15 protein-coding genes are annotated in these 23,863 nt (G+C 38.0%); 14 read left to right on the forward strand and 1 reads right to left on the reverse strand.

Annotated elements, in window-relative coordinates; translation table 11 throughout:
- Positions 1–16 precede the first annotated feature (16 nt).
- The 12 genes from gcvPB to ACFSO7_RS22270 all read left to right on the forward strand — a co-directional run bounded on the left by gcvPB (position 17) and on the right by ACFSO7_RS22270 (position 17,961).
- Positions 17–1,582, forward strand: a complete 1,566-nt coding sequence (gcvPB, locus tag ACFSO7_RS22215; protein WP_377879655.1) for an aminomethyl-transferring glycine dehydrogenase subunit GcvPB — start codon at positions 17–19, stop codon at positions 1,580–1,582.
- Between the two features lie 147 nt (positions 1,583–1,729).
- Positions 1,730–4,834, forward strand: coding sequence for a beta-galactosidase subunit alpha (gene ebgA, locus ACFSO7_RS22220; RefSeq protein WP_377879629.1), 3,105 nt, complete (start codon positions 1,730–1,732; stop codon positions 4,832–4,834).
- A 245-nt stretch (positions 4,835–5,079) separates the two neighbouring features.
- Positions 5,080–6,117, forward strand: a complete 1,038-nt coding sequence (gene argC, locus ACFSO7_RS22225) for an N-acetyl-gamma-glutamyl-phosphate reductase (protein WP_377879630.1) — start codon at positions 5,080–5,082, stop codon at positions 6,115–6,117.
- 14 nt (positions 6,118–6,131) lie between these two features.
- The gene (argJ, locus tag ACFSO7_RS22230; protein ID WP_377879631.1) at positions 6,132–7,358 is read left to right on the forward strand and encodes a bifunctional ornithine acetyltransferase/N-acetylglutamate synthase; all 1,227 of its coding nucleotides are present in this window, start codon (positions 6,132–6,134) and stop codon (positions 7,356–7,358) included.
- 11 nt (positions 7,359–7,369) lie between these two features.
- Positions 7,370–8,176 (forward strand): acetylglutamate kinase, encoded by an 807-nt coding sequence (argB, locus tag ACFSO7_RS22235; RefSeq protein ID WP_377879632.1) that lies wholly within the window; start codon positions 7,370–7,372, stop codon positions 8,174–8,176.
- The gene (locus ACFSO7_RS22240) at positions 8,166–9,353 is read left to right on the forward strand and encodes an acetylornithine transaminase (RefSeq protein WP_377879633.1); all 1,188 of its coding nucleotides are present in this window, start codon (positions 8,166–8,168) and stop codon (positions 9,351–9,353) included. The genes argB and ACFSO7_RS22240 overlap by 11 nt, the downstream gene beginning before the upstream one ends.
- A 16-nt stretch (positions 9,354–9,369) precedes the next feature.
- The gene (locus ACFSO7_RS22245; protein ID WP_377879634.1) at positions 9,370–10,437 is read left to right on the forward strand and encodes a carbamoyl phosphate synthase small subunit; all 1,068 of its coding nucleotides are present in this window, start codon (positions 9,370–9,372) and stop codon (positions 10,435–10,437) included.
- Positions 10,424–13,636, forward strand: a complete 3,213-nt coding sequence (carB, locus tag ACFSO7_RS22250; protein ID WP_377879635.1) for a carbamoyl-phosphate synthase (glutamine-hydrolyzing) large subunit — start codon at positions 10,424–10,426, stop codon at positions 13,634–13,636. Before ACFSO7_RS22245 ends, carB begins: the two co-directional genes overlap by 14 nt.
- On the forward strand, positions 13,633–14,601 hold the full coding sequence (gene argF / locus ACFSO7_RS22255; protein WP_377879636.1) for an ornithine carbamoyltransferase: 969 nt from the start codon (positions 13,633–13,635) through the stop codon (positions 14,599–14,601). The genes carB and argF overlap by 4 nt, the downstream gene beginning before the upstream one ends.
- Before the next feature lie 171 nt (positions 14,602–14,772).
- Positions 14,773–15,987: an argininosuccinate synthase gene (locus tag ACFSO7_RS22260; RefSeq protein ID WP_377879637.1), complete on the forward strand. Its 1,215-nt coding sequence runs from the start codon at positions 14,773–14,775 to the stop codon at positions 15,985–15,987.
- Positions 15,988–16,277: 290 nt separating this feature from the next.
- Entirely contained in the window at positions 16,278–17,654 is a 1,377-nt protein-coding gene (gene argH, locus ACFSO7_RS22265) for an argininosuccinate lyase (protein ID WP_377879638.1), read from the forward strand.
- Between the two features lie 85 nt (positions 17,655–17,739).
- On the forward strand, positions 17,740–17,961 hold the full coding sequence (locus tag ACFSO7_RS22270; RefSeq protein WP_377879639.1) for a hypothetical protein: 222 nt from the start codon (positions 17,740–17,742) through the stop codon (positions 17,959–17,961).
- A gap of 110 nt (positions 17,962–18,071) precedes the next feature.
- On the opposite strand, the gene ACFSO7_RS22275 is transcribed toward ACFSO7_RS22270, so the two are convergent.
- Entirely contained in the window at positions 18,072–18,557 is a 486-nt protein-coding gene (locus ACFSO7_RS22275; RefSeq protein WP_377879640.1) for a DinB family protein, read from the reverse strand.
- A 200-nt stretch (positions 18,558–18,757) separates the two neighbouring features.
- Here ACFSO7_RS22275 and ACFSO7_RS22280 point away from each other — a divergent pair, with 200 nt between their 5' ends.
- Positions 18,758–21,496, forward strand: a complete 2,739-nt coding sequence (locus ACFSO7_RS22280) for a GTP-binding protein (RefSeq protein WP_377879641.1) — start codon at positions 18,758–18,760, stop codon at positions 21,494–21,496.
- A gap of 93 nt (positions 21,497–21,589) precedes the next feature.
- The gene (locus tag ACFSO7_RS22285) at positions 21,590–23,791 is read left to right on the forward strand and encodes a CapA family protein (protein ID WP_377879642.1); all 2,202 of its coding nucleotides are present in this window, start codon (positions 21,590–21,592) and stop codon (positions 23,789–23,791) included.
- The last annotated feature ends 72 nt before the right edge of the window (positions 23,792–23,863 follow it).

Below are 23,863 nucleotides of genomic sequence, written 5' to 3' on the forward strand. Positions count from 1 at the left end.
AGTGTTCGGCTTGGAAATGATTCAACGCACAAGTAAAACCCGTGATTTTCATCAGGCAAAGTGGAATGAGCCTATTATTTTTGAACTTCATCAAGAGGGAGAAAGAGGGATAGAATTACCTCCAGTACATGAAAGCATCGCCTTGGCAGTTGGGGACGGTATATCCTCAGTACCAGAATCAATGCAAAGAAAGAGCAAACCTAATCTTCCGGAAATTGGTCAAGCTCGAGTATTAAGACATTATCTTCGACTTTCACAAGAAACTCTTGGTTCGGATTTTAACGTTGAAATCGGTCAAGGAACATGTACGATGAAGTATATTCCAAAAGTGAATGAGATGTTAACTAGAAATCCCAAAATGATGGAGCTTCATCCGTTTCAGCCAGAAGAGACGGTACAAGGAATGTTGGAAATTTTCTATAAGTTAGACTTGTGTATGAGAGAAATATCTGGAATGGATTATTTCTCTTTTCAACCAAGTGGTGGCACACAAGCTTTATTTGTGATGGCATCTATTGTAAGGAAATACCATGAACAAAGAGGCGAAGGTGAAAAAAGGAATGAAATTATTACAACGATTTTCTCGCATCCATCACAAGCCGCAACTGCAGCAGTTAAGGGTTATAAAATTATAACCTTGCATCCAGATGAAAATGGTTTTCCGGATATTGAAAAATTAAAAGCGGTTGTATCAGAAAGAACGGCCGGCTTTGTTGTGGCAAACCCAGAGGATACAGGGATCTTTAATCCGAAAATTAAAGAGTTCACAAAAATCGTTCATGATGCAGGAGGTCTTTGTTATTACGATCAAGCAAATGCGAATGGATTACTAGGCATTACGAGGGCAAAAGAAGCAGGCTTTGATATGTGTTTCTTTAATTTACACAAAACATTCGCTGCCCCACATATGTGTGGAGGACCCGCAACAGGTGCCCTTGGAGTAATCGATGAATTAAAAGAGTTCTTACCTGTCCCAATTGTGGAATTTATGGATGGGAAATATTCACTTCAATATGATTTGAAAAATTCTATCGGTAAAGTTCGTGCCTTTCATGGAGTTGCTCAAACAGTTTTACGTTCTTATGCTTGGATTCGAGCACTAGGAGCAGCTGGACTAAAGGAAGTAGCAAAAATTGCCGTCTTAAATAATAACTATATGTACCATAAAGTAATTCAGATCCAAGGAGCGAGTGCACCGTATGTTAAAGGACATCGTTTAGAGCAAGTTCGTTATAGCTGGGAACAATTAACGAATGAAACGGGAATTACGACAGAGGATATCCAAAGAAGAATGACTGATTTTGGTCTTCACTACTGGACGAGTCACCATCCGTATATCGTCAAACAGCCATTCACCCTTGAACCTACGGAGTCTTATTCAAAGCAGGATTTAGATGAATATATTTTGGCGCTAGAACAAATTTCTGAGGAAGCCTATGAAAATCCTAGTATCATTACGAATGCTCCACAAAATAGTACGATTCACAAATTAGATGAGCAGGATTACTTAGATAACCCGGATAAATGGTGTATAACTTGGCGTTCTTATTTAAAAAAAGTGAAAGCTCGCCATCATGTGTAAACTTAAGCTTGATAAGGAATACCCAAGTCGATGAAATGAGATGAAGCTATTTTCAGATGTTATATAATAAAAGATGAGCGAATCCCTCTGATACGCTCATCTATTTCTATTAAGGAAAAATGAAAAATATAGAGGTGACGATGTTACATGACTAACAAAATGTTTACGAAAGAAGATATAAATAATCAAACATTATTACATAGAAATCGTTTAAATCCTAGAACACATTTTATTTCGTACATAAATGAGGCAGAGGCATTAGACTGGAACAGAGAAACTGCCTCTACCTTTCAATTACTAAATGGAAGCTGGAGATTTTTTTACTCTGAACATTCACTTTTAGTACCAAAAAATTTTTTCGAAGAAACCTATGATTCTAGTAAATGGGACATTATCCAAGTGCCTAGTGTTTGGCAGCTTCAAGGATATGGGCAGCCGCATTATACGGATTTATATTATCCTTTTCCAGTAAATCCGCCACATGTTCCAGAAAAGAACCCGATTGGGTGTTACCGAAGAGACTTTTATTTGCCGAATGATTGGGATGGTCGCAATATCCATCTTTGCTTTGAAGGGGTAGACAGTGCCTTTCATTTATGGATAAACGGACATGAGGTTGGTTTTAGTAAAGGAAGTCGGTTAACTGCAGAATTCGACATTACTCCCTTTATAAAGCAAGGAAAGAATACCGTTGCTGTAAAAGTGTACCAATGGAGTGATGGTTCTTATTTAGAAGATCAAGACATGTGGTGGTTAAGTGGAATTTTCCGAGATGTCTATCTCGTATCTTTACCTAATATTCATGTTTATGATTTCCATGTAACGACTGATTTAGATGAAAGATATGTGGATGCAGTATTAAATATCCGAGCAAATGTAAAAAACACTACTATGAAGCAGCAAAGCTTCACGCTAGAATACAAGCTTATTGACCAACACGAATGTGTTAGTGAAGGAATAGTATCAAAGGGAGAAACGATTGGAGGAACTGATGTAAAAACTGTTACCCTTCAGACGCAAATTTCAACACCTAGAAAATGGTCCGCTGAGGATCCTAATTTATACACTCTACTTCTCTTTTTAAAAGATGGATCGGATCAAATAATTGAAGTCATTCCGTACAAAATCGGTTTTCGTAAAATTGAAATAAAAGATGGGAATCTGAAGGTAAACGGAAAAACAATCATGTTCAAAGGTGTGAACCGCCATGATCACGATCCGGATACAGGTAGAACGGTTTCTTTTGAGAAGATGAAGCAGGATATTATCATGATGAAGCAGTATAATATCAATGCTGTTCGTACTGCGCATTATCCGAATGACCCGCGTTTTTACGATTTATGTGATGAGTACGGTTTATATGTGATTGATGAAACAGATCTTGAGACACATGGCTTTGAATTAATAGGTGATGCTAATCGCTTAAGTAGTGATCCTGAGTGGGAAGCTGCTTATGTAGAGCGATTGGAAAGAATGGTAGAACGAGATAAAAATCACCCAAGTATTATCATGTGGTCACTTGGTAATGAATCGGGCTTTGGCTGTAATTTTGAAGCGATGTATAAAAGATGTAAAGAGCTTGATATGACTCGCGTTGTTCACTATGAGGGGGATCGTGAAACAAAGGCCACCGATATTTTCAGTACGATGTATTCATCTGTTGAAAGAATCATCGGCTTTGCAAACGAACAAAACTGGGAAAAGCCGCATATTTTATGTGAATTTGCCCATGCCATGGGAAATGGACCAGGTGGACTGAAAGAGTATTGGGAGGCCTTCTATCAATATAAGCGTCTACAAGGTGGCTTTGTTTGGGAATGGATTGACCACGGTCTACGACAATTCACGGCGGATGGCGAAGAATATTTCGCTTACGGTGGCGATTTTGGAGACGATCCGAACAACAGCAACTTTTGTATAGATGGATTAATTCGTCCAGATAGAACTCCATCCCCAGGACTACATCAATATAAGAAGATCATTGAACCTATTGCCGTAACAGCCTCTAATATCGAAATCGGTGAATTGGTAATCGAGAACCGTTATGACTTCCTATCTCTAGAGCATGTTAATCTTTCTTGGAATGTAACGTCTAATGGGAAGATTGTTGAAAGTGGGAATTATGAATTACCATATGTTCCAGCAGGTGAGAAGGGTGCTATTTGTATTCCTTTTAATAACAAATTAGGGATTTCCAATAAAGAGTGTTACTTGAATCTAAACTTTACGTTGAAGCAGGACACATTATGGGCGAAACAAGGACATGAAATCGCTTGGGCACAATTTATTCTGCCTGTAGGAAAGAGTAGGTCAATAGAGAAGAATAGTAATCAAAACAGTCATCCACTTTCGATTGAAGACAATGTCACAGAAATGGTTATTAAGGGAAGCGATTTTGAAATTATTTTTTCAAAGGTACTTGGAACGATTTCAAAGTGGATTTATCAAGATCAAACCGTCATGCTAGAAGGGCCAAAAATGAACTTTTGGCGTGCTATAACCGATAATGAAATGTATATCGTCAAAGAGTGGAAGGAATCTTATCTTCACCTAATGGAGCATGATCCTAAATGGATAGAATATGAACAGGTTGATGAGTTTACCGTAAAAATTCGAATCGAAACGAATGTTGCACCGAGGGTTTTAGATTGGGGTGTCAATGGAAGCTATGAGTATACGATCTTTAGTAATGGTCATATCCAATTAGCGGTAAAAGGACAGCCATACGGAAAGCTTCCAACCACTTGGCCTAAGGTGGGTCTTGAGGTGAAATTACCGGTCCGTTTAGCTCATGCAAGCTGGCATGGTAGAGGGCCATGGGAAAGTTATCCAGACAGTAAGCTTGCTTGCAAAATGGGGCATTACAGTATGACCGTTAATGAATTATTCTTCCCATACGTGTATCCACAGGAAAATGGGAATCGCAGTGATGTGAAGTGGGCTAGCTTCCATAATGGAGTCAATTTTGGCTTAAGCGCTAAAGGAAAAACGAATATGAATTTTAGTGCTCATTATTATACGAAGGAAGATATCGAGGATGCGAAGCATCTATATCAATTAAAAAAGCGCCATTTTATTACGTTAAACATAGATCATCAAGTAAATGGAATAGGAAGTAATAGCTGTGGCCCTGGACCGCTTCCACAATATCAACTAAAACCGGAAGCTTTTAAGTATGAACTTATCTTAATACCTTATATCGGCAGTGCCACATCAGCGAAAAATTTAATTGAGAAATATGATTTCGAATAGGGTAGTGAAGGCAGTTGTGAATAAATCGCAACTGCTTTTTTATTTGGGTTATTTTATAAATATACATATTTGAATTTTGGGATAATTTTGCTATCTAAAGTGTCCATAAGTAAGATAATAAACATTTTAATCATTTATTTAGATTAAAGATTTATCAAAAAAAAATATTTATTTATTATGTTGCATAATTATTAACTCAAAAGTATAATAATTCAGTAATTAGAAAAATTGGGAGTGAACAAGAAATGAAAGCAGCCATTATTGGCGGGACGGGATATAGTTCGATTGAGCTTATAAGATTACTGCAAAAACATCCGTATGTTGAAGTGACATCCATTATTTCGAACTCACAAGCTGGAAGCAGCCTTCATATGACATATCCCCATGTTACAAACATCATTGATCAATCACTACAGTCATTAAATATACAGGAACTTTGTAAAGAGGTTGAATTGGTCTTCTTGGCGACTCCTTCAGGAATCAGTCAGGAAATTGCTCCAGAAATAATAGAAACTGGTGTAAAGTGCATTGATCTTTCGGGAGACTTTCGGTTGAAGTCAGCAGAAAGCTACGAATCCTGGTATAAGCATTCAGCTGCAGAAGAGAAATACTTACATCAAGCGGTTTACGGATTAAGTGAAATTTACGAGGAGAAAATTAAAGCTGCTTCACTTATTGCCAACCCAGGCTGCTATCCAACAGCAAGTTTACTTGGATTAATGCCAGTAATAAAAAATAACTTAGTAGACAGTAAGTCTATCATCATTGATGCGAAATCGGGTGTATCTGGAGCAGGAAGAAGTGTGTCACTAAATACACATTTTGCAGAAGTAAATGAAAACTTAAAAGCTTATAAAATTGGCCAACATCAACATATTCCAGAAATTGAACAAACAATTGAGGATGAAACAGGTCAGCTCTCGCCGATCACTTTCACTACACACTTAGTACCAATGACAAGAGGAATTATGTGTACGATTCATGTGAATTTAATCGAGTCATTGAATACGTCAGATATCCATCATTTATACAATGAGTTTTATCGAATTCATCCGTTTGTAAGAATTCGTTCCGTAGGGGATTTTCCAGCGACAAAGGAGGTATATGGAAGTAATTTTTGCGATATCGGATTATATGTGGACGAAAGAACTCGCAGATTAACAATCATTTCTGTTATAGACAATTTAGTAAAAGGGGCGTCTGGCCAAGCAATACAGAATATGAACATACTTAATGGTTGGGACGTACGTACGGGACTACTAGAAATACCAGTTTATCCATAAAGGGGATGATAAAAATGCAAGTAATGACAAAAGAAAAAATTGTTGTTCTAGAAAATGGGAATGTTACAACACCACAAGGGTTTCAGGCTGGGGGAATACATTGTGGAATCAAACGGAAAAAATTAGATTTAGGGTATATTTATTCAGCTGTACCGGCAACTGCAGCGGGTGTATATACAACGAATCTCTTCCAAGCGGCACCGCTGCTCGTCACGCAAAAAAGTATCGAAATAGAAAAAAAGATTCAAGCGATCCTAGTAAACTCAGGAAATGCCAATGCCTGTACTGGTGAACAAGGATGGATCGACGCACAGACAATGCAAGCGGAATTTGCGAAAGTTTTAGATATTCCTAATCATTATTTGGCCGTTACTTCGACAGGGGTAATAGGGGTACCACTACCTGTTGGAAAAATTAAGGACGGTGTGCAGCATATTTTGGAAACTGAACATTTAGGTGCAGATCTTTTTGAACAAGCGATTTTAACGACAGATACTGGGGTGAAAAATATAGCTGTACAAATGGAGATTGATGGGAAAACTGTCAGCATCGGTGGGGCAGCAAAAGGCTCCGGGATGATTCATCCGAACATGGCCACAATGCTGGGTTTTGTCACGACGGATGCAAAAATCGACTACCCAGATTTATGGGATGCACTAAAAAGCATTACGAATCAAACCTTTAATATGATAACGGTAGATGGAGATACGAGCACAAACGATATGGTTTTAGTCATGGCAAATGGAGAGGCTGAAAATAACAAGCTAACAAAAGACCACCCAAGCTGGAATGTATTTGTGGATGGTTTAAAGATCGTATGTGAATCGCTTGCGAAGAAGATTGCTAGGGACGGAGAAGGAGCGACTAAACTAGTTGAGGTTCAAGTACAAGGAGCAAAAAATGTAGAAGCAGCGAGAGCAATCGGTAAAGCGATTATCTCTTCGAATTTAGTTAAAACAGCTATTTATGGGACTGATCCTAACTGGGGCAGAATTATTTGTGCCATAGGCTATAGTGGGATTCCGATAGACCCGACACTCGTATCCGTTTCAATCGGTCCATATCTAATGGTTGATAAAGGCTTACCTTGTTTGATGGACGAGGAGGAAGTCAAAAAATATTTAGAACAAGAAAATATTTATGTATATGTCGACATGAACCAAGGTGATGGGAAAGCAACGGCCTGGGGTTGTGATTTATCCTATGATTATATCAAAATTAATGCATCCTATCGCACATAGGAGGAAATGGCATGAAAGTCGTTGTTTTGAAGATTGGTGGAAGTGTTCAAGAACAACTGCCAGCTTCATTTTATAAAAAGATCATTGAGCTTCATGAGTCGAACAGGTGGATGCCTGTAATTGTGCATGGAGGAGGACCTTTAATTTCCTCCTTATTAACATCACTAAAGATGGAGACAAAATTTGTCAATGGTCTTCGTGTAACTAGCCAACAAGTATTGGATATCGTGGAAATGGTGTTAAGCGGTTCAGCTAATAAACAACTGGTCCGTTATTTAATTGAAGCAGGTGGAAAGGCTATTGGTTTAAGTGGGATAGATGGCTTATTGTTAAAGGCCGAACCGATCGAAGGGGCAGAAGAACTTGGATTTGTGGGTAAAGTCGTGGAAGTGAATACTTCTGTCATTGTTGAAGTCATGAAACAGGGATATATCCCGGTGATTTCACCGGTAGGAATGGATGAAAAAGGTCAAAGATATAACATTAATGGGGATATGGCAGCATCTGCTATAGCAAATGCCTTAGGAGTGAACCTTTGTTTAATCAGTGATATTCCCGGAATTTATTTAGATGATAACAATCAAAGGATCGTATTAGAGGAAATCACTAAGCTTGAGGTTGAAGCAATGATTGAAGACGGACAAATAAAAGGCGGAATGATTCCAAAAGTAAAGGCAGCTATAGATGGTCTAGCTCATCATATTCCAGAAGTATCGATCATTAATGGTTTAGAAGAAAGTAGTCTATATCAATACTGCAACGGTGAAAAAACTGGAACGAAAATTGTGTTACATAAGGAGGAGCTGTATGTCAAATAAAGTTTCTATTGCTGAACTGTCCCCCGTCATGGAAACCTATACTCGTTTTCCTATTACACTAGTAAAAGGAAAAGGAAGTTATGTTTGGGATAATAAAGGAAATCAATTTCTTGATTTTACTTCTGGGATTGCCACTTGTAATCTTGGGCATGTACCAGAGCCTGTTACAGAAAAACTGGAAGAACAAATTCAAAGCCTTTGGCATTGTTCAAATCTTTACCACATCCCTTCGCAACAGAAGCTTGCAAGCATAATAGTCGAAAACAGTTGCGGTGACCAAGTGTTCTTTTGTAATAGCGGTGCGGAAGCGAATGAAGCAGCGATAAAATTGGCGAGAAGATATGCTCAGAAAATAAAAGGTTCAGATGCATTTGAAGTAGTTACTTTTCAGCAATCCTTTCACGGAAGAACATTAGCGACTTTATCGGCAACAGGGCAAGAGAAAATCCAACATGGTTTTCTTCCGCTTATGCCAGGTTTTCGCTATCTCCCCTACAATGATTTAGAGGCTTTAAAAGACATTCCTTCCCCTACAACCTGCGCGGTTCTCCTTGAACTCGTCCAAGGAGAGGGTGGGGTCGTTCCAGCTAATGATGGATGGGTTCAACAATTAGCAAAGATTTGCAACGAACATGACATTTTATTAATGATCGATGAAATTCAAACAGGTATTGGTCGAACCGGAACTTTATTTGCTTATGAACAATATGGAATCGAGCCGGATGTGATTAGTCTAGCAAAAGGGTTAGGGTCGGGCTTTCCAATTGGGGCAATCATTTCTAAAGGTGAAGTGGCAAAAGCATTTGATCCAGGAAGTCATGGTAGTACGTTTGGTGGTAATCCACTAGCTACGACGGCTGGACTTGCAACGGTTGACCATATTCTCTCTAGTAATCTATTAAAACAGGTGAATGAACGAAGTGTATTTTTCGAGGAACAATTGCAATTGCTAAAGGAAAAGTTTCCAATCATTACAGCTATTCGCGGAAAAGGTTTATTAATGGGGATGGTTGTTGAAGGAAGGGCGTTAGAAATCGTTAAAAAGGCGATTGATCATCAAGTCTTGATTTTAACAGCTGGACCAGATGTGGTAAGAATTTTACCACCGTTAACAACGTCTCCAGAAGAAATTCTAGAATTGATGGCCGTCTTAGAAGAAGTTCTTCAAGGCATCTAGAGAAGGAGTGAATCATTTGGAACATGGATATTTGATCCTCGAGACTGGGGAGGTTTTCGAAGGTACCTTGATTGGAGAGATTAAGGATTCTGTTGGTGAGGTTGTGTTTAATACGAGTATGACTGGGTATCAGGAGATTATGACAGATCCTTCCTATGCAGGTCAAATGATTACTTTCTGTTATCCAATGATCGGAAATTATGGAGTGAATCAGGACGATGATGAGGGAATTCATCCATTATTATCAGGGGTCATTATTGGCGAAGCATGTGAAACACCTAGTCACTATCAATCGATTCAAAGCTTTTCTGAAAAATTAAAACGAGTAGCCGTTCCGGGAATTGCTGGAGTCGACACTAGAGCTTTAGTAAAAACAATTCGGGCAAAGGGAACCGTAAAAGGGGTTATTAGTCGACAGAATGTATTTAAGGAGGAACCAGATACATTTTGGGTTGAAAATGTTTCAACGAAAAAAATCGAAACATATAAAAATAATGGACCACATGTGGTATTAGTCGACTATGGATATAAAAAATCAATCTTAACTGCTCTATTAGAAGAAAAATGTTCTGTCACAATTGTTCCTTTCAATACAACCTTATCCCAAATTAAAACTTTACAACCGGATGGGATCTTATTAAGCAATGGTCCTGGCGATCCGATGGATTTACAGCCTTGGTTTTCAGAAATTAAGAAGATCACTCAACAGTTTCCTACTTTAGGTATTTGTCTTGGGCATCAGTTGATTGCATTAGCGTACGGTGCAAAGACGGATAAATTAGCTTTTGGTCACCGAGGTGCGAATCATGCGGTGAAGGAGATTGAATCAGGAAAAGTAAAAATAACTTCTCAAAATCATGGCTATGTGGTGGTTAATGAAAGTATTAATCAATCTATTTTTCAGGTCACGTATCGAAATGTGAATGACCAGTCAATCGAGGGCTTAAAGCATATTTCCCTTCCGATTGAGTCGGTTCAATTTCATCCAGAAGCCCATCCAGGACCTAGCGACACTGTTCATATTTTAAAAGACTTTGTGAAAAGTTTAACTTCTATAGGAGAGTTACAATATGCCGCTACGTAAAGATTTGAAAAAAGTACTTGTCATCGGTTCGGGTCCAATCGTCATTGGTCAGGCTGCAGAGTTTGATTATGCAGGAACGCAAGCGTGTATCGCCTTAAAAGAAGAAGGTATTGAAGTAATATTGATTAACAGTAATCCTGCTACCATTATGACTGATGAGAGTATCGCTGACAAAGTTTATATTGAACCTCTCACACTATCTTCAATAGAAACAATTATTCAAAAAGAAAAACCTGATGGATTAATAGGAACACTTGGAGGGCAGACTGGATTAAATTTGGCGGTCGAACTTCATGAGAAAAAAATTCTAGAGAAATATGGGGTCGAACTTTTAGGAACATCGGTCTCATCGATTCAAAAAGGAGAAGATAGGGAAAAGTTTCGTGATTTGATGCTTGAAATTGGTGAGCCCATCCCTGAATCGATGATTATTCAAAGCTTTGAGGAAGGTTACGAGTTTGTTAGTAAAATAGGATATCCTGTCATCATTCGTCCTGCTTATACACTTGGTGGAGATGGTGGAGGCTTTGCTTATAACGACGACGAGTTTGAAACGGTTATAAAGAAGGGTCTCGCAGCAAGCCCGATTCAGCAAGTTTTAGTCGAAAGAAGTATTAAAGGTTGGAAGGAAATCGAATATGAAGTGATGAGAGATGCGAATGACACTTGTATCATCGTTTGTAATATGGAAAATATGGATCCCGTTGGCGTTCATACAGGTGATTCCATTGTTGTAGCTCCGTCTCAAACACTTAATGATGTCCAATACCAGCTTTTAAGAGATTCTTCATTAAAGGTTATTAGAGAGCTTGGAATTATTGGTGGCTGTAATATTCAATTTGCTCTTAACCCATTCTCAAACGAATACTGCATTATTGAAGTAAACCCAAGGGTGAGTCGTTCGTCTGCTCTTGCGTCGAAAGCAACGGGATATCCCATTGCAAGGATGGCGGCAAAGTGCTCGATTGGCTACCATTTAGATGAACTTATTAATCCGATTACTGGTAATACCTTTGCCTCCTCTGAACCAGCGATTGATTATATTGTTGTTAAATTACCGCGTTTCCCATTTGATAAATTTCCTGAAGCGGACCGAACGTTAGGGACACAAATGAAAGCAACGGGTGAAGTGATGGCCATTGATCGATCGTTTGAAGGGGCTTTAAATAAAGCGATTCGTTCGTTAGAAATGAACTTGTTTAGTTTAAGCATGTCTTCATTGAAGCCATTTGTAATGGAGGATTTAACTCAACCAAATGATATAAGACTTTTTGCTATTGCTCGAGCGATGTTTCAAGGGATGTCTCCTAAGGAGATCCATCAACAAACCGATATCGATCTTTGGTTTTTATATAAGATTCAAGCTATTGTGAAGCTTGAGCAAGAGCTAGCAACTTATACGTGGGGGGATGTTCCGCAAACTCTGCTAATAAAAGCAAAACGTTATCAAATCAGTGACAAATTTTTAGCAAAAATTTATGGGGTTTCTGAAAATATAATTCGAATCAGGTGGAAGGAATGGAGCCTAAAGCCTAGCTATAAAATGGTGGATACTTGTGCAGCTGAATTTGACGCCGTGACACCTTTTTATTATTCCACTTGGCAAGGACAGGATGAAGTCAAAACCACTAAGAAGCGAAAAGTATTAGTCATTGGCTCAGGACCGATTCGAATTGGTCAAGGAATCGAATTCGATTATGCTTCCGTTCATGCAGCAGAGGCATTGAAGAAAAAGGGAATAGAAGCGATCGTCATCAATAATAATCCAGAGACTGTTAGCACTGATTATTCGATTGCAGACAAACTTTATTTCGAGCCATTGGCATTAGAGGATGTCTTGAATGTAATCGAGAAGGAACAGGTTGAAGGGGTATTGATTCAGTTCGGTGGCCAAACGGCGATTAATCTTGCGAAAGCGCTAGAGGAAGAGGGAGTGCATGTATTAGGCACCACTACAGAAGCCATTGACAAGTTAGAGGATCGAAAGCAATTTTATCAATTACTAAAGGAACTAGAGATTCCCCATATAGAAGGAGAAGCTGTTACGGATTGTATACAGCTGATGGAGGCGGCTAAATCGATTGGTTTTCCTGTTTTAGTTCGACCGTCCTATGTCATTGGTGGGCAATCAATGTTTACTTTTTATAAGGAAGAAGAGCTAGCTCAGTATGCAATCCAATTAAGTGAGCAAGCTTTGGATCAAATGTGGCCTCTACTGGTGGATCGATATGTACCTGGTCTCGAATGTGAAATGGATATCATAAGCGACGGTGAAAGTATCGTCGTACCCGGTATCTTTGAACATATTGAAAAAGCTGGAGTTCATTCAGGAGACAGTGTCACAATTTTCCCTCCTGTGTCACTAAAAGGTGAGCAGAAAGAAAAAATGCTCCATTATGCAGAACAAATCGCCCAATCCTTACCGATTATCGGAATGATGAATATTCAGTATGTGATACATGATGATGAAGTATATGTATTGGAAGTCAATCCTAGATCGTCAAGAACGGTACCGATTATGAGCAAAGTAACTCGTATTTCGATGATTGAATGGGCAACGAATGTACAATTAGGAGATCATTTGAAGGATATTTTCCGAGAAGTTGGATTGGTAAAAGAACCATCCTATTATTCTGTAAAAGCACCAATTTTTTCATCTAGTAAGCTTAAAGGGGTTGATTTTAGTTTAGGTCCCGAAATGAAGTCAACAGGTGAAGTTCTTGGAATTGGCCTTACCTTACAGGAGGCATTAGCTAAAACGTTATGGAATGAAGGAGAGCATCCGTTATTTCAAAGTGAACGAGCCGTTTTATGTTCAATTTCCGACCGAGAAAAAGAGGATAGTCTACCATTTATTTCAGAGCTATCTCAAAATAATGTGAAAATAATGGCGACAGAGGGAACAGCTAGATTTTTGAAAGAGAATGGGATTTTGGTAGAAGAAGTGGTTAATGATCATGGGCAACTGAATGATTTATTAAAAAATAATCAAATAGCAGCGGTTGTCAACATAGCAACGCAAGGGCGAAATCAGGAGAAGTTTGGATTCTATATTCGAGAACAAGCACTACGCTACAAAGTACCATGTTTTACTCATTTGGATACGGTAAAAATGTTGATGGGATTAAAGAATATTCAAAATGAGGCAAAGCAAGTGCGGACCATTGCGGAATTAAATTTAAGTGAGGTGCAAAGATGATCAATGCGGTAAAAATGAACAGTGATAAAGATATGATAGAGGCTAATTTTAAAGGAAAAAGCTTTCTAGCACTAGCGGATTTTCAATCGGCTGAACTTCTTCACCTATTAGATGTGGCGCTTCAGCTAAAAAAGCAAAAGAAACAGGAAAGTTATTTAAGTGGAAAGGTACTCGGAATGATTTTTGAAAAGTCATCTACTCGTACTCGTGTTTCATTTGAGGTGGGGATGCTCCAGCTTGGGGGCAATGCAATCTTCTTGAGCTCAAAAGATATTCAGTTAGGAAGAGGAGAAACGATAGCTGATACAGCCAAAGTTTTGTCCCGATACGTAGATGGGATCATGGTTCGAACATTTGCTCATGAATCAGTGGAGGAGTTTGCTCGGCACGCAACGGTTCCTGTCATTAATGGACTGACTGATTTACATCATCCAACACAGGTGATGGCTGATTTACTGACAATCCTTGAACATAAAGGGAAGTTGGCAGGATTAAAGATGTGTTACATTGGCGATGGAAACAATAATATGGCCCATTCATTAATGGAAGGTGCAGTAAAAGTCGGTATGCATATTAGTGTTGCAAGTCCTAAAGGGTATAAGCCGAATTCAGAAATTACCGCAGCGGTAATGGAAGAGGCTAAATATAATGGAAGTGTTGTAGAGATTACTAATGATCCTCAAGTGGCAATTAATCAAGCTGATGTAGTAGTAACAGATGTGTGGACTAGTATGGGACAGGAGGATGAAACGGCACAAAGGCTAGAAATTTTCCAACCATATCAAGTGAACGAGACTCTTTGCCAGTTGGCGAAAAAGGATTTTATTTTCTTACATTGTCTTCCAGCACATCGTGGGGAAGAAGTAACAGAAGAAATTATTGATGGGCCACACTCGGTTGTATTCGATGAAGCGGAAAATCGCCTCCATGCCCAAAAAGCTATTTTAAAAGTTTTAATGGGGTAAATCGGATTATTTTTTTTAATAGTATTGTATAAAAATACATTTTATTATATATTAATTCAAGTAACTGTAATACATTAAAGCACCGGGGGACAGTCCCCCAGTGAGTTAAAGCTTTAAAGCATCGGGGGACTGACCCCCAGTGCGTTAAAGTGTTAAAGGAGAGATTAGTAGATGGCGAAGGAAAAGATTGTTTTAGCTTATTCTGGTGGATTAGATACTTCCGTTTCGGTGAAATGGATTCAAGAAAAATATGGGTATGATGTGATTGCAGTTAGTCTTGATGTCGGTGAGGGTAAAGATTTAGAAGCGATAAAAGATAAAGCATTAAATGTTGGCGCGATTAAGTCTTATATGATCGATGCGAAAGAAATGCTAGCAAAGGAGTATATCTTACCAGCTTTAAAAGCGAATTGTCTGTATGAAGGGAAATATCCAATTTCCTCTGCGTTATCACGTCCGCTTATTTCGAAAATACTTGTTGATATCGCGGAAAAAGAAGGGGCAGCGGCAGTTGCTCATGGCTGTACCGGAAAAGGAAATGACCAAGTTCGCTTTGAGGTTTCGATTCAAGCGTTGAATCCGAAATTAAAGGTCGTTGCACCTGTTCGTGAATGGGGAATGACTCGTGATGAGGAGATTTTATATGCACAAGAAAAGGGTATTCCAATCCCTGTAGATTTAGACAATCCATTCTCGATTGATGCGAATATTTGGGGGCGTGCTTGTGAAGCAGGTGTGCTAGAAGATCCTTGGGCAGAGGCACCAGAAGCGGCATTTGACTGGACGAATCCAATCCACTTAGCTCCAGAAGAAGCGGAATATGTGGAAATTGAATTTGAAAAAGGTGTGCCAGTTGGTTTAAATGGTGAAAAGGTTGGACTCGTTCAATTGATTGAAGCGTTAAATGCACTTGGTGGTAAACATGGTGTTGGTCGTATCGATCATATTGAAAACCGTCTAGTAGGGATTAAGTCACGTGAAGTGTATGAAAATCCAGCAGCTTTAATTTTAATTAATGCCCATAAAGAATTGGAATTTTTAACATTACCTCGTGAAGTAACTCAGTTTAAAACTCAGGTAGATCAACAAATGGCTAAAATGATTTATGACGGGTTATGGTACTCACCGCTAAAAGCTGCACTGGATGCATTTGTCGATGAGACGCAAAAAGTGGTTTCTGGTACAATCCGAGTCAAACTTCATAAAGGAAATCATATGGTTGTTGGCCGTAAATCAGCCCATAGCTTGTACAATGAGGAATTAGCGACGTATTCCAAAGGTGATGCATTCGATCACAATGCAGCAGTTGGTTTCATCAAAATTTGGGGCTTAGCAACAAAGGTTTATGCGGAAGTGAATCAAAAAGAAGAAGTCGAAGTGAAATAGAGTGAAACTTCAATCAGTTGGGGGTTCGACGCACAGGATGTGCTAGTGTCGACGTTGCCAAAGGACGTGGCGTTCTTAGTTAGCCTTATCCCCACTGATTGTTAGTTGAACCAATCGGGCTTTTACGGGCAGTTATCCCCCACCAAGACTTTCTCGTTTTACACTAATATCCTTGAGCTGGGGTATTACTGCCCGTTAATGACGGATAGATTTGATGAGAGCCTGCTGTACATTATACAGCGGCTCTTGAATTGTTATTAAAGCTTGCACTGAAATAGGAGGTATTCACCATGTCTAAACTATGGGGTGGCCGTTTCACGAAGGATACGAACAAGCTCGTTGAAGAGTTCACGGCTTCGATTTCCTTTGATCAAAAACTGGCTATTGAAGATATAGATGGGAGTCTTGCTCACGTCCAAATGCTAGGAGAATGCAACATCATTCCCCTTGAAGACGTAGAAAAAATTAAACAGGGTCTGTTCTCCATTAAGGAAATGGTTCTTAATAATGAAGTAGAGTTTCTCATTGAACATGAAGATATTCATATGAATATTGAAAAGCTTCTGATTGAAAAAATTGGTCCTGTTGGTGGGAAGCTACATACAGGAAGAAGCCGTAATGACCAAGTTGCGACTGACATGCATCTGTATTTAAGAAATAAAACTATGGAAATGATCCAACTTGTTAAAGATGTACAGCAATCGATTCTTAAGCAAGCGACGGAAAATATCGAAACGTTAATCCCAGGATATACGCATCTTCAAAGGGCACAACCAGTTTCGTTTGCGCATCATCTAATGGCCTATTTTTGGATGTTCGAACGCGACAAGGAGAGACTACAGGATAGCCTCAAGCGTGTCAATTGGCTACCATTAGGAGCGGGTGCGTTAGCTGGAACGACATTTCCGATTAATCGTCACTTTGTTGCAGAACAATTAGGCTTTGAGACCATCTATCCGAATAGTATGGATGCCGTCAGTGATAGAGATTTTATATTAGAATTTCTTTCAATCGGCGCAATAATTATGACTCATATTTCAAGATTGTCGGAAGAAATGGTGATTTGGTCGAGCCAAGAGTTTCAATTCATTGAGCTTGATGATTCATTCTGTACAGGCTCAAGTATTATGCCGCAAAAGAAGAATCCTGATGTACCAGAGCTTCTTCGCGCGAAAACCGGTAGAACCTATGGAAATTTAATTGGTTTACTTACTGTCTTAAAAGGGCTTCCGCTGGCTTATAACAAAGATATGCAAGAGGATAAAGAGGGTATGTTTGATACGGTCGAAACATTAGAAGGATCCTTAAAGCTTTTAGCTCCAATGATTGAAACGATGACTGTCAATAAAGACGTGATGCGTAAAGCACTTAACCAAGATTTTTCAAATGCAACGGATATTGCGGATTATCTAGTTACGAAAGGACTTCCGTTCCGTGATGCACACGAAGTCATTGGAAAAATTGTTTTATATTCCATCCAAAATAATAAATTCTTATTAGATTTGGGCATTGCGGAATACAAACAATTTAGCCCATTATTTGAGGAGGATATTTACATTATCCTTTCCCCAGAACAGGTGGTTTCTGCAAGAAATAGCTTTGGGGGGACGTCAACCGCCCAAGTGAAGGCTCAAATCCAATTAGCTGAAGAGAAATTTAATCATTAGTAATACCGAGGTTACTCTGTTTAGGGTAGCCTTTTCGCATATTAAAAACTTAATAAGGAAAGATATAAAAAAGGGGGTTTTTTATATGTCTTTCTTTGATAAAAATAAAGAGGAAAAAGAAACGCTTAATGAAATAATCGAGAATTCAATTGAAATCGAAGAAGATTTAATGCGTACATACCTAATTACGGCCGAACGTATTCACGATGACAACACATTGAAAGAGCGCTTTGAAAACTTTGCAGAAGGAAATGCAAAACGAACAAAGCAATTAATCGATGAATTGAATAAAAACAATAAGGATTAAATTCAAGACTATTGTTGAAGTTTTTTTGCATAAAGGGAGCTGTTTGAGCTATAAACCTAATGTTGCCGAAAAGAAAAAAGACCCCCATGGTCTTTTTTTGTTAGTACATACTAAAGCGTAGATTCAACTTTTGTCGTATTAATACACTTCTTCAAATCAAGCACAGCCTGCAGATGCATTCCTTCATGAAAAATCGTGCGAATGAGTACTTGCTCGATCGTGCACATCCCCATTTCAGTTGGAGGATACTCAACCTCCAATTTATCACCGTATACTTCTTTTATTTGGGAAGGCTGCTTCCTTAGGAGGTCCTTTAATTGTTCAAATGAAGGAGTCTCTGAGGTGAAATTTGCTGGTGAGGTTCCATAGCCGAACCATGAATTAAATCGCTCAGGTACTTCTGTTTTTTCCTTTGTAACAGCTTGAATCCACAAATACTGGTCTAAGTAAATATGGCCCAGATTCCAACGGATGTCATTACTGAAACCTTTTGGTATAATCTCGGCTTCTTCTTCCGAAACACTTTCTAATACCCCTAATAAATACCCTCGATAGCTTTCTAATTGATTAAATAAAATTTCATGTCTTTTTTTCATCCCATCCACCTCCATTTTTCGATGTATATTCGCTAAACATCCTTCTTTTTCCTGCTGCCAATCTTAGATTCTTTTTATAAAAACCTACACAAAAACCAGTATCCATACGAATATTATTTAAAGGTATGTCTGTAAAAGGAATAACTAACCATCCCTTTCATACATATAGGTTTGGAGTCTAATTATTGGGGGGAAGTATGATGAGTGAAAATCAACTGATTCAAAAGGCATATTACGAAAGGTTTTTATTAGATAATCAAATTGCCCATCCAATAAGGGTGCTTGGAGACGCCTACATGATGGAACAACAAAATGAAATACCTGACTTAGCCTATATCCGCTTTGCCCAAGGTGAAGTGTATTTTCATAATAAGGATTTTGAAGCGGCAATTTTTAAATGGGAAAATATCCATAATGAATTGGAGCCATGGGCTAGGAAAAACATGGCCGACGCCTTTTTCAAACTGGAACTTTATCAAAATGCAGAAGAAATGTACAAATCAATCACGACGGATACGGTCATTTTAAACACAGAAATTGGTTTGCAATTATTTGCTTTATACATCGAACAAGGGAAAATAGAACAAGCATTTACAGTTATTAAGAAAGTCGTTTTACTAAATCCAGATTATCCAAATGTGACCGAAATGGCTCGCAATTTCTATGAAGAGCAACAGGATTGGGATAGCGCAGTGAATCTTGTAGCAGGTGAAGCGATTCGAACGGAGTACCTTCATTGGTTTGACTTTCTAAAAAATTATATTGAAAACGGATATAGTAAAACAATTGCTCCAGCCTTTTTTACAAAGGTAATGAAGGTATTATATAGTGTGGATCCCGGGAGATTTGAAGGATTGATTATGGTGATTGCCGAAAATTATAAAAATGGCGAATCCTACTTTGCTTGGATCCAAACAATGAATGAAATCTTCATTGAACTGGAGGTACCGCATCGTCATTCATCAACAAAGCTCTTCCTTCTTTTCAAAGAAACCTTTGTAGACTTAATGAATGGGAGATACCTTGTTAATCAACTGCAGAAGGTCGTTCCCCAACTTTTAACGAACTGGTTAAAAGTTACCGAAACGTCCATTGCATCATCGGCCATTTTGGCTTGGAATGAAACGTTCCCAGGGTGTTTTACTGCAGGAATAATTAATGAAGCCGAACATCGTTTTCTACATTCGGAAAACCACCAGATAAGCATCAAAGAACTGAACCATTTTTTTGCTACCATTTTATCCTGGACTGAGAATTTAGACATCGAATTCGGCGCCCGTAAGGAATGGCTCATTGATGAATTAACAGATCTACGGAAACATCATCTTCTAGTAGCTGAAATGAACGGAAATGAAAAATCATCGTTTATTAACATGATTCTTGGTGAAAGTGTGGCAAAATCAGAAACATCAGCAATGGTGCTGTATCAATATCAAAGAGACATGGAAATAACAGAAATAACTGATAGTGAAATGAAAGTAATGGAGGACATCAGCGAATTTCAAATGAGAAGCACGGTTCCTCGACAATGGAATGAAGATAAAACCATTATAGACTTCAGATGCCCAAGTCCGTTTTTATTTAATCATAAATTGGCTGTTATCGATTGTCAGAGCTTTGTTGGGAACAGGTATAGCCAAAATGAAATGTTATATGAACTCCATATGGCCGACAGTATGTTCTTTTTATTAAATGGAAACGAATCATTAATCGATAAGGAAATGGACGTTTTATTAAAGATTCGTGAACAGATGCCTAACTTACGCATTCATTTTATATCAAAAATGGACACTTTACAAAATTCAAAACAACAATTTGAGAATACGAAATCTCGAGTCAAAGCCTTTTTTCCACAGGCAAAAGTACTTCCTTTTTCAGCTGAAGGGAATTCAAATTTGCAGGATAGCATCTTAACGCAAATAAAAGAGATTGTCAGTCATTTACCAGGGGAAAATGAACGGGTAGAAAAAATACTTTACTTCTTGCGCAAAGCGATAACCGAACTGTTAGAAAAAAGAATTGAAGTTGAGAAGAATTTACAAACTACCATCCAATGGACAGATGAAATGCTTTCGAAATTAAATGGGGCTATCCATCAGTTAAAGGATTTAGAGGATGAGAAAATCGGGTTTATTAAGAATTCTTTCAATGAACGTATGGAAACGATTGAAAATGAACTGAGAGACAATATTCCCAAAATTTTACGTGGCTGTTCGAATCTACTATCAGAGGAAAGTGATTTTGGGAATATTCATCACGAGTTAAATGAAGAAATGAATGACCGAATTCAAGACTATTTAGAAGATCATGTTCTTGAAACATTTAATAGCCTCCTTCAAGAGTGGATTGCTTATTCAAAAGAGGAATTAGAGAAGAGTCAAACCATACTTGATGATCGAAGTGATAGTTTTAATATCCTTTTTGGTGAGAACAAAGTCCAGTTAGAGTGCGATTTTAAAATTATTAACGATTGGCTTCGTGATACCGACAGAATGACCAGTGGTGTGATGATCGACAAGGTGAATATTTTTCCGAAATTTACACCAACACAATTTTTATTAAAAAGTGCCGGAAAGCTATTCGGGTCCATCGGTCAAAATAAGACACTTTTTCATAACAAATACAAAGCTTATATTGAAACTGAAAATTTTCAGGAAGCAACGAATACCATAATTAAAAAATTCCTTCAGCCATTCGAATTATTTGAAAAGGGCTTAACTCGTGACTTGAAGTTATTCTATAAACAGCCATTCCGAATCTTACAGGAAACCGAACGAGAAACACTTAATATAAAAAGAATAAACGAAGATGCTTTAAGAAATATGAACGAAAGTCCAGAGCTATTTGAAGATCCTTTAAAGGTGTTCGAGATTAGACTACGTCAATATGAATGGATGATAGTTGCAGCTGCAAGGCCTCCAATCAACCTCCAAAAGTAAAGGAAATGGAAAATGTAGGTGTCGAAGTGTTATTTCGACACCTTTTTCTTTTTCATCCTATTAAACTATTGATTGTATAGGAGGGGGAAAGATTTGCTTAAAAAATGGAAAATTCTTTTTGTTTTATTTATCCTTATCGCCTTACCATTCATTTCATTACATAAAGCGGAAGCTCAATCGACCACAGGGTTAGAAAAAGAACTTCAAGATTACATAAAACCATGGGAAGGAAAAATCACGGTTCATTATAAGAATTTACTTTCCGATGCCGAATACTCCTTAAATAGTAAAACGGAAGTAAAAGCTGCCAGTACAATCAAGCTTCCGTTAGCTTTATATATTATGAGGCTAGCTGAAAGTGGAAAAATAGATTTAAAAGAAAAGTTAACTTACAAGTCGTATCATTATTACGGTGGCAGCGGTGTTATTCAAAAAGAAAAAGTAGGTACGCAATATACGATTGAAAACCTTGTCCAAAAATCAATGGTCTATAGTGATAATATTGCCTTTATCATGCTAAAGGAAAAAGTCGGTCAAAATGCTTTTATTCAATTTATGAAAAGTTTAGGTGCGAGTTATACATATCCAAAAGGAAAAAATCATACATCTGCCTTTGATTTACATTTATACGCAAAAGCAGTATATGATTTTTCACAAAAGAGTTCCCTAGGCAAGAATCTTATTCAATATCTAAAAAATACGGTATACAACACGACGATTCCAAAAGGCATTAATAATGTAGAAGTTGCTCATAAGGTCGGAATGATACCGAATGAACAAATTTATAATGATATTGCTATTGTGTACCATCCGATCCCTTATACTTTGGCAATTACGACAAAACAGCTGCCATATGATAAATCCCAGCAAGTGATTGCAAACATTGCCTCCATCGTTCATCGTTACCATCAAGAACAGAAAGTTACGATAAGCTCTTTAAATAAACCAGTAGACGAGAAATATTTTATAACGAATGACAAACTACCAATCTACGACAATTCAATGGGGAAGTTGGTGAAAATTGGAGAGTTAAAAGCCAATGAAGCTTTTTCAAGAATTAGGGATTATGGTAATTGGCATGAAATTGCTTACGGTAAGAGAAAGGGATATGTTTATAAAAAAGCAACAACAATGGTAACTTTAGATCGTTCCGTAGCTTTTAAAGCAGAGCCTGCTCTTGGGACTTTGAAATTAAAAGTCAATGCCGATGTGAATGATAATTCTACGAAAAAGCTTATTCCTTTTGCTATCCTTTTGAAAGGTGAGTCAATCGAGTATACGCAAAAAATGGGGAATTGGTATGGAGTCTTTATTGGAGAGCGGAAGGGTTATATTTATAAAAGTGCGGTGGAAGTAATAAATCAGCCATTGCGTTTATCCTTTGCAGGGGATGCGATGATGGATTGGTCAGTAAAAAACACGATTAAACATAAAGGAGCGGACTATCCACTTATCCATGTAAAAAAAGAATTGGCTTCCTCCGATTTGGGGATCGTCAATCTTGAAACAGCTATCACAAATATTGAGAACAAATATCCAAAGCAATATAATTTCAAATCAGACCCTGTAGCTTTAACGGGAATAAAAAATGCAGGATTTCAGCTGGTTTCCTTAGCGAACAATCATTCGATGGATTACCAAACGCAAGGATTTAGAGATACAATTGCTTCTTTAAAAAAGTATAAGTTGGACTATGTAGGCGGGGGTTTAAATGCCACAGAAGCATATTCAGCCAAAACGTATGAACTTAAAGGCAAAAAAATAAAAATATTGGCTTTTTCAAGGGTTCTTCCAGATTACAGTTGGGTGGCAACAGCTACTAAACCTGGACTTGCTAATGGATACGATCTTTCATTAATAAATAGCTCAATTAAAAAGGAAAAACAACATGCTGATTATGTCTTTGTGTATATCCATTGGGGAGTAGAAACGAATCGAAAGCCTGAAAACTATCAACGACAATGGGCAAAAAGCATGATAGATGCAGGGGCGGATGGGATCGTCGGAAGTCATCCTCATGTCCTGCAAGGGTTTGAATATTATAAAGGCAAACCAATTGCATATTCGATCGGAAACTTTTTATTCCCGGATTATGTAAGAGGGGATAAGGCACAAACGGGAATATTACACTTAGACATAATAAACAACCAAATTATGATGTCAATCATTCCTTATAAAATCATAAAGGATCAAATTGTCCCTCAAAGTGAAAATGAAAAGCTGAATGTTTGGAAAGAACTCGAGCAGCTTTCCTTTGGAAACTTAAAAATTTCAAAAGGAAAAATAGCAAACTAATTCTAGAAAAGCAGTCTAGGACCTTGGTCTTAAACTGCTTTTCTTTATTTTTAAAATGGGTTATAGAACATA

Source organism: Bacillus sp. CGMCC 1.16607, from assembly GCF_042683745.1.
Lineage (GTDB): Bacteria > Bacillota > Bacilli > Bacillales > Cytobacillaceae > Pseudoneobacillus.